Source organism: Hymenobacter daeguensis (assembly GCF_054780555.1).
In genome coordinates this window covers 1-8,463 of record NZ_BAAGWC010000051.1, presented here as the reverse complement: position 1 = coordinate 8,463, position 8,463 = coordinate 1, and the positions used below count along the sequence as shown (strand labels likewise).

Below are 8,463 nucleotides of genomic sequence, written 5' to 3'. Positions count from 1 at the left end.
CCCGGCCGGGCCGGCTGGCGCTGGTGCGCTGCCCGGCCCCTGCCCGCACCGCGCAGTGGCTGGCCCGCCTGCGGCGGCTGGAGGGCAGCTCGCCGGCTTTCACCAAAACCGGGCCCTACGAGGTGCACCCGGTGGGTTTTTCGGAAGCGGCGGTGCTGGGGCCGCTGCTGGCCCCGGCGCAGCCGCAGGCCGTGGGCGTTCTGGCCCAGGCGGGGGTGCTGGTGGGCAATTACCTGGTGTTGTCGGATGAGCTGACCATCAACGGCTACCTCGCCGATGTGGTGGCCGGCCGCACCTGGGCCCAAACGCCCGCCCAGGTTTCTTTTTTGCAGGAAACCCTGCCCCGTGCCCGGCTGGGCATCTTCGTGGATACGCGCAACAGCTGGAACGCCCTGCTCGGCATCCTCACCGAGGACCGCCGCGCCGGGCTGCTGCGCAACGAAGCCTTGTTCAAACGCTTCTCGCAGCTGGCATTTCAGCTGGTGCCCGCTGAGAATGAGGGCAGCCCCGACGCGCAGTATTTCACCCAGCTGCTGCTGCGGCACCCCAGCCTGGGGCCGGCCACGGCGCAGGCCGGCGGCGCGGCGGCCAACGGCCGGGTGCTGGCCTTCAAGCATCTGCTGCTGGGCGCGCCCACGCTGCTGCCGGCGCTGGGCACCCGCGTGCCGGCCGTGGTGGTGCAGGATTCGGCCCAGGTGCTGCACTACGTGTCGTCCGACAATGCCGTGCTGTGGTCCGATACGCTGGCCGGGCCGGCGGTGGGCCTCAGCCTGCTGCCCGCCGGGGGCGGGGTGCCGGGCGGGCTGCTGCTGGGGGCCGGCCACCGCCTGCACCTGCTCGGCAACGAAGGCCAGGCCGTGCTGCCCTTCCCCCTCAACCTGCCCGACACCGAGCGCGTGGCGGCCCTGCTGGCCGGCGCGGCCGGCGCCGAGGCGCCGGCCCGCCTGCTGGCCGTCACGGCCGGCAGCGACCTGCTGCTGCTCGATGCCAAAGGGCACCTGTACCCCGGCTGGCAGCCCAAGCGGCTCGATTTTCCGCTGGCGGGTCGCCCGGCGGTGCTCAGCGTGAGCGGGCGCGACGTGGTGCTGGCCCCGCTGCAGAACGGCTACGTGTATGCCTTCGATGGCCAGGGCAACCTCTTTCCGGGCTTTCCGCTGAGCATGGGGGCCCGGCTGGCCGGCGATGTGCTGGTGCAGCCCGGCAGCACGCTGGGCCGCAGCCGCCTCACGCTCATCAACCAGCACGGCGAATTGATAACCTTCACCCTGGCCGGCGAAATCCTCAGCCGCAAGCGCATCGCCACCTGGAGCCGCACGGCCCGCTTCCGCCTCGTGCCCGACCAGCGGGGCCGCAGCTTCGTGCTCACCCGCGAAGACGGCAGCCAGCTTGATGTTTATCGGCCCGACCAAACGGCCCCGCTGCTCACCCAGCACTTCGTGACCTCGGGCGAGAAGCCCGTGCAGCTCTTCGATTTCGGCAAAGCCCACCAGGTGGTGGCCATCACGGAGCCGGGGCCGGGCCAGGTGTTTCTCTACGACAACAAAGGCCAGCTGCAGGGCGGGGCCGCGCTGCCCAGCACCGGCACCGGCATCGGCCTGAGCTACGATGCTACTTCCGACAGCTACCAGCTGGTACGCATCGTGGAGCGCGAGCTGCGCCGCACCGAGCTGAAGCTGGCGCAGCCGTGAGGCGGAGGGAAGTTGAATAAAACAAGAACGCCGTGCTGAGCGCAGCCGAAGCATCTCTACCGCTTCGGTGCAGTACCATTGAATTAGTTACGCGGTAGAGATGCTTCGACTGCGCCTCCGCTCAGCATGACCAGCTTTACTACAAGAAAATGCTCCCGTCGATGACTCCACCCTATTCCACCGGCCTCGTGGTCGGCAAGTTCTGGCCGCCGCACCGGGGCCACCAGCTGCTGCTCGAAACGGCCGCCGCCCAGGTAGCCGAGCTGGTGGTGCTGGTGTATGCCAATCCGGATTCGGCCACGCAGCCGGCGGCGGTGCGGGCGCAGTGGCTGCGCGAGCTGTACCGGGGCGATGAGCTGGCCGACGGCCCGCGCATCGGCCGCACGCTGCTGCGCGTTTTCGCCCTCTCAGCCCAGGCCGATGGCGTGCCGCCCGATGCGGCCGACGACTTCACGCACCGCGAATTTGTGCGGCAATGGCTGGCCCGGCAGAGGATAAAAGTTGAGGTGGTTTTCAGCAGCGAAGCCTACGGGCCGGGCTTTGCCGCCCACATCGGGGCTGCCCACGTGGCCGTGGATGTAGCCCGCCACACGGTGCCGGTTTCCGGCACGCTGGTGCGCGCCAATCCGGCGGCCTACGCCCGGTTTCTGCACCCGCTGGTGGCCGCGCAGTTGGGCGTGGTGCCGCCGCCAGCGGTGCCCTACGCCGTGTTTCTGGGGGCCGAGAGCAGCGGCAAGTCAACGCTGTGCGCGGCGCTGGCCGAAGCCTGGGGCACCGAGTGGGTGCCCGAGTACGGCCGCACCCTGCACGAGCAGAAACAGGGCAACCTCGATTACGAAGACCTGCTTTACATTGCCCGCCGCCACGCCGAGCTGGAGGACGAAGCCGCCGCCCGGGCCCGCGGCGTGCTGTTCTGCGACACCAACGCGGCCACCACGGCGCTCTATTCCTACTACTATTTCCACCGCTGCGACCCGGCACTGCAGGCCATGGCGGCCGTGTGCGGGCAGCGCTACGCCCACACGTTTGTGTGCGCGCCCACGGTGCCCTTTGAGCAAGACGGCTGGCGCGGCCCGGAGGCGCTGCGCAGCTTTCAGCACGGCGCCATTCTGATGCAGCTCGACTTTTATGGCATCCCCTACACGCTGGTGACGGGCACGGTGGCCGAGCGGGTGGCGCAGGTGCGGGCAGCGCTGGCCGAACGGCCCTCTATCGGTTCGTGAGCCAGCCTTTGCGGTAGAAATAGTAGAGCTGCACCGTCACCACCAGGCCCATTATCAGTATCACGGTGGGATAGCCCCAGGGGCTGTAGAGCTCGGGCATGTTGAGGGGCAGGTAGTGGCCGTGGCCGTCGTCGCGCTGGAAGTTCATGCCGTAGAGGCCCACCACGAAGCTGAGCGGAATGAAGATGGTGCTGATGATGGTGAGCACCTTCATCACCTCGTTCATGCGGTTGCCCTGGTCCGACATGTAGAGGTCGGTGAGGGAGGAGATGTTGTCGCGGTAGCTTTCGGCCAGGTCCAGGGCCTGAATGGCGTGGTCGTAGGCGTCGCGGTAGAAGATTTTCAGGCTTTCGGGCATGATTTCCTCGGGCAGGCGCAGAATTTCCGCAATCTTGTCGCGCTCGGGGTACACCAGCCGGCGGAAGCGCACCACGTCTTTCTTGATGCGCAGGATGCGGTTGAGCAGGCGGCGGGGGCGGCGCTCGGCAAAAATGGCCTCCTCCAGCTCCTCAATGTAGTCGCCGATGGCGGCCATGGTGGGGTAGTAGTGGTCGAGCACCACATCGGTCAGCGCATAAGCCAGGTAGAGCACCGGCTGGCGGCGCAGGGTGCTGAAATTGGCCCGGATGCGCAGCCGCAGCGAGTCGAGGCAGTCGTCGTAGTCGTCCTGAAAAGAAAGAACGTAGTTGGGGCCGGTGAACAGGGAAAGCTGGTCGTCATCGACTTCGAGCAGGGCCGTAAAGTCGGTCATGCGCGACACCATGAACAGGCGGTTGTCGTCGAATACCTCCAGCTTGGCCCGCTGGTAGTCGTTGAGCACGTCCTCCATCTGGAGCGGGTGCAGGCCGAACTCCTGCATGAGCTGCTCCATCAGGGCCAGGTCGCCGTAGCCGCGCACGTCAATCCAGTGCTTGAGCTCGGGATGGGCCTTGAGGTAGTCAATCAGCTCGTCGTAGCGGTCGGTGTATTCGTTTTCTTCAAACACCGTGTCGCTGTACGACATCAGAAACAGGCGCGGCTTGAGGGCATTCTCGCGCACGTTGAGCGTGCCGGGGCGCTGGCCCACTTCCAGCTCGCGGGCCTGGCGGGTGGCCTCGCGGTCGGTGATGCTGAAGCCGGGGGCCATGGTGTCGTCGAGGGCCGGCGAGCGGTTGGGAGTGGGGGGGCTAAGCGGGTTCATGCAGGAGGAGCGAGGGCAAGAGCGGGCGCGTGATTGGGGCGCTTACGCATGGCAGCCCCATGAAGATGTGGTGAAGCGCCGGGCCCGCATGGTACACCGCGCGGCTGCCCGTAGCGGTGGGCAGGCGTTCCGTGCCGTACTTTGCCGGTTGAGCCACGACAGTAAGTGTGAAAAGTACGGATTCTTTGGAGGTAACCACCCCGGCGGCACCCGGCGCAGCCCCGGTGTATGCCGTGCAGGTGATGCCCGGCGACGCGGCCGGCCCGGCGCAGCCCCGCCTGCCGCTGGCCTTCGAACCGTTTCTGTACCTGCGGCCCGAGCACCAGGCGTTGCAGCCGGCCGGCGGGTCGGTGCTCAGCTTTTACCTCGAAAACCAATCAGTTGGCCGCACCGTGGCGCAGCTGCACATCGCGCTCCGGCCGCAGCAGGGCTTTGCTTCCAGCCCGGCGCAGGCCCCTTTCGGGGCGGTGCAGCTGGCGGCAGGCGTGCGCCAAAGCCAGCTGCACCACTTGCTGGAGGAAGCCGAAGCGCAGCTTACGCAGCGCGGCATCCGGCGGCTGGCCCTGCGCGGCTACCCCTTTGCCTACGACCCCGCCGGGGCCGCCGCCCTGGCCGAAACCCTGCGCCTGCGCGGCTACCGCGCGACGCTGGCCGAGCAGAACTACCACCTCGACCCGGCGCGCGACTACGAGGCCCACCTACACCCCTCCGAGCGCCGCCGCCTGCACAAGTGTCGCCGCCACGGCCTGCATTTTGAGCAGGAGCCGCCGTTTCTGCTGCCACTGGCCTACGAGTTTATTCAGCAGTGCCGGCAGGAGCGGGGGCAGGCGCTGTCGTTGCCCCTGGTGCGGGTGCAGGAGCTGTTCCGGCGCTTCCCGAAGGAGCATTTTCTGTTCTCGGTGCGCCAGCCCGACGGGGCGTGGGCGGCGCTCACCATTGCCATTCAGGTGAGCCGTGGGGTGCTGTACAACTTCTATCCGGCCAGCCCGCTGCGCTGCAATGCCCTGAGCCCGGTGGTGATGCTGAATGAGGGCCTGCATGCCTTTGCCCGGGCCAGCGGCGTGGCTGTGCTCGACCTCGGCACCTCCACCCTCGATACCGGCCCCAATGTGTCGCTGCTGCGCTTCAAGCGCCACCTGGGCGGCGTGGCCGGCCTGCGCCTGAGCTGGGAAAAGGCATTGTAGGGCGGAATAATAAACGGCACACGGCCCTCCCTGGTAAGGAGGGGGCATGTTCACGAAGTGAAAATGGAGGACGTTAGGGAACCCGGGGTGGTTTGGAACCGGTCCTAAATGGTTCGGAACTGGTCTTTAGTGGTTCCGAACCGGTTAGGAGAGGTGCGAAACCACTTCAGACCGGTTTCAGACCACCCGGCCGCCCTGCAACGCCACAACCACCCCGATTTTCACTTCGTGAAAATGTCCCCTCCTTGGTAAGGAGGGGAGTGTGCCGTTCTTTGCGGGGCATGGCACGACGCTCCTTCGGTCCTTCTCCCATTCGCGGCTTCGTGCGGGGCTCGCTGGGCACGGGCGTAGCGGTGGTGGCCCGGGCGGCCGGCTCGCTGGTCGTCAACAAGCTGTTTGCCACCCTTGCGCCGGCCGGCGGCCTCACCCTGCTGGCCCAGTTCCAGAACCTGATGGCCCTGCTCACCACCCTGCCCTACGACGGCGTGCAGGTGGGCCTGGTGAAATACCTCGCGCCGCTGCGGCCGGGCAGCCCGCGCTACCGCGCTTGGCTGGGGGCCGCCACGGTGCTCAATGCCGCCGCCCTGCTGGCCGGGGCCGGCGTGCTGGCCGTGCGGGGCCTGCCGGGCTGGGGCTGGAGCAGCCTGCTGGTGTTTGTGCTTGGCATTGGGCTCATTACCGGGCAGGCCATGCTGGGCGGCGCGCTGCTGGCGGCCGGGCGGCTGCGGGCCTACATCGGCCTGACGGTGGGGCTGGCCGCGCTGGGCACCGGCGCGGTGGCGGCCACGCTGCTGGGGGGCTTTTCGTTGCCGGTGGTGCTGCTGGCCTACCTGCTGGGGCAGGGGCTCACGCTGCTGCCGGCCCTGGGGCTGGCGGCCCGGGCGGGCCTGCTGCGCGGCCTGCGCCCGGCCGCCCCGCTGAGCCGGCTGGCCGTGCGCCGCCTCGGCCAGTTTCTGCTGATGGCCGTGAGCACGCTGCTCTTTGGCAAGGCCGTGGACTACGTGCTGCGCGACTACCTGCTGGAGGCTTTCGGCCCGGCCCGCACCGACCTGTGGCAGGTGGTGGCCAAGCTCTCGGATAACTACACCATGGTGTTCGGGGCCGTGATGAGCAGCGTGTTCTACCCCCGGCTGGCGGCGCTGGCCGGGCAACCACTGGCGGCGCGGCGCTACCTGCTGGGGGTGCTGGGGCTGCTGGCCCCGGTGCTGGCCGGGGGGCTGGGGCTGCTTTTCGCCTGCCGCAGCTGGCTGCTGCCGCTGCTGTTTGCGCCCCGGCTGCTGGCGGCGCAGACGTTTCTGGCTCCGCAGCTGGTGGGCGACTGGGCCAAGTTCCTCAGCTGGGTTTTCATCTTTCAGCTCACGGCGCAGGCCCGCACGGGGGCCTACGTGGCGGTGCAGGCGGCTTCGGCGGGGGTGTTTGCCGGGCTGCTGGCGCTGCTGCTGCCGCGCTACGGGCTGCAGGGCGCGGTGCTGGCCCACGCCGGGCGCTACGGGCTGCTGCTGCTGGCCTGCGGCGGGTGGGCGCTTCGCTTGATGAGGAATGAGGAATGAGGAATGGTTTCCTTTGTGCCTGCTGAGCCATGCCCGATTCCCCATTCCCCATTCCGCATTCCGCGCTCAATGAAGCGCCCCGCGTCACCATCGTGGCGCTCTGCCACAACCACGCGCCTTTCCTGCGCGAGGCGCTGGATTCCATCCTCGCCCAAACCTACCCGCACCTGGAAGTGTGGCTGGTGGACGATGCCAGCACCGACGGCAGCCCCGAAATCCTGCGCGAATACGCGGCAGCAAATCCCAGCTGGCGCACCTTGTTTCTGACTGAAAACGTGGGCAACTGCCGCGCCTTCAACCAGGCCTTTCGCCAGAGCCGGGGCGAGTTTGTGATTGACTTCGCTACCGACGACGTGCTGCTGCCGCTGCGCGTGGCGCAGCAGGTGGCCCAGTTTCAGGCGGCCGGGGCAATGGTAGGGGTAGTGTACTCCAACTGTGAATTGATGGACGAAGCCAGCCGCCCGCTGGGCCTGCACCACCGGCCCGCCGGCCCCGGCCAGCTAATCCCCGTGCCCGCCAGCGGCTGGGTGTTTGCCGAGGTGCTGCGCCGCTACTTCATCAGCACGCCCACCATGATGATGCGCCGCGCCTGCCTCGACAGCCTGGGCGGCTACGACGAAAGCCTGACCTACGAGGACTTCGATTTCTGGGTGCAGGCCAGCCGCAGCTGGCAGTTTCAGTACCTGGACGAAGTAACGACCCGCAAGCGCAAGCACCCGCGCAGCATGAGCGCCCGCGCCTACCGCCGCCACGACCCGTACCTGGCCTCCACCATCCGCGTCTGCGACAAGGCCCTCGACCTGTGCCGCAATTCCCTGGAGCGCGAAGCCCTGGCCACCCGCCTGCGCTGGGAGATGCGCCAGGCCCTGCGGCACCGCCACGCCGCCCAGGCCCGCGAGCTCTATGCGCTGCTATGCCTCACCGGCCACCGGCGGCCGCTGGACCGGTTGTTCGGCCTGCTGGCTGGTCTGCCGTTGGGGTAGTAGCGCGAACGTTGTAGTTCGCGTCCGCACGCCGTTCGAACAATGGACATTCCGGGGGCGCGAACTACAACGTTCGCGCTACTTACCTCGCACCTCCCGTTCTTGCGGCCATGAACTGGCTTTTGGCCCCGCGCCTGCGCATCCTCCTGCTGCCGCTGCTATTGAGCGCGGCTACCGTGCTGGGCCTCGGCAGCTACACCGAAACCAGCGACGACCAGACGCTGGCCTGGCTGTTTTCGGGCGTGCTGGCGCTGCGGCCGGTGCCCTCGGTGCCGCTGTACCTGCACGGCTACGGGCATGTGCTGGCGGCGGCATACACGGCCTGGCCCGACGTGGCTTGGCTGGGCTTGCTGCTGGGCGGGCTGCTGGCGGCGGCCACGGTGTTGTTTTTCGCGGTGCTCGACCGGCTGCTGCGGCCCCACCTGCGGCCGGGGCCATTGGCGCTGGTATCAGGATTGATTTTCGGGCTGGGCTGGCTGGAGCATTGGTTCTGGTTCAGCCACGCACGGGTGGCGCTGCTGCTGGCGGGGGCGGGGGTGCTGTATGCGGCGCAGCGGGCGGGAAGGCGCGGGGCCTTGCTGCTGGGGCTGCTGGCGTTGGGCGCGGCCTGGGCGGTGCGGCCCGGTCTGGCCGTGTTGGGCGCGGCGGCCGTGGT

At 68.3% G+C, this 8,463-nt stretch carries 7 protein-coding genes; 6 read left to right on the top strand and 1 reads right to left on the bottom strand.

The window, feature by feature from the left end:
- Both ACYVHT_RS23140 and ACYVHT_RS23135 read left to right on the top strand, forming a co-directional pair.
- The coding region (locus tag ACYVHT_RS23140; protein WP_460557745.1) for a hypothetical protein at positions 1 to 1,688 on the top strand (1,688 nt) is incomplete at its 5' end.
- A gap of 161 nt (positions 1,689 to 1,849) precedes the next feature.
- A complete protein-coding gene (locus ACYVHT_RS23135; RefSeq protein ID WP_460557743.1) occupies positions 1,850 to 2,911 on the top strand; it encodes an AAA family ATPase in 1,062 nt (353 codons plus the stop codon).
- Here ACYVHT_RS23135 and corA read toward each other — a convergent pair.
- Complete coding sequence (gene corA, locus ACYVHT_RS23130) at positions 2,898 to 4,091, bottom strand: magnesium and cobalt transport protein CorA (RefSeq protein ID WP_460557741.1); 1,194 nt, start codon at positions 4,089 to 4,091, stop codon at positions 2,898 to 2,900. The genes ACYVHT_RS23135 and corA overlap by 14 nt on opposite strands.
- Positions 4,092 to 4,276: 185 nt before the next feature.
- Between corA and ACYVHT_RS23125 the strand changes: the two genes are divergently transcribed.
- The 4 genes from ACYVHT_RS23125 to ACYVHT_RS23110 form a co-directional block, all read left to right on the top strand.
- Positions 4,277 to 5,275: a hypothetical protein gene (locus ACYVHT_RS23125; RefSeq protein WP_460557739.1), complete on the top strand. Its 999-nt coding sequence runs from the start codon at positions 4,277 to 4,279 to the stop codon at positions 5,273 to 5,275.
- A 281-nt stretch (positions 5,276 to 5,556) separates the two neighbouring features.
- Positions 5,557 to 6,825 carry an MATE family efflux transporter gene (locus tag ACYVHT_RS23120; protein ID WP_460557737.1) on the top strand — a complete coding sequence of 423 codons (1,269 nt, stop codon included), beginning with the start codon at positions 5,557 to 5,559 and terminating at the stop codon, positions 6,823 to 6,825.
- A 29-nt stretch (positions 6,826 to 6,854) separates the two neighbouring features.
- Positions 6,855 to 7,808 (top strand): glycosyltransferase family 2 protein, encoded by a 954-nt coding sequence (locus tag ACYVHT_RS23115; RefSeq protein WP_460557735.1) that lies wholly within the window; start codon positions 6,855 to 6,857, stop codon positions 7,806 to 7,808.
- A gap of 110 nt (positions 7,809 to 7,918) precedes the next feature.
- Positions 7,919 to 8,463: hypothetical protein (locus ACYVHT_RS23110; RefSeq protein ID WP_460557733.1), on the top strand; the 545-nt coding region annotated here is incomplete at its 3' end.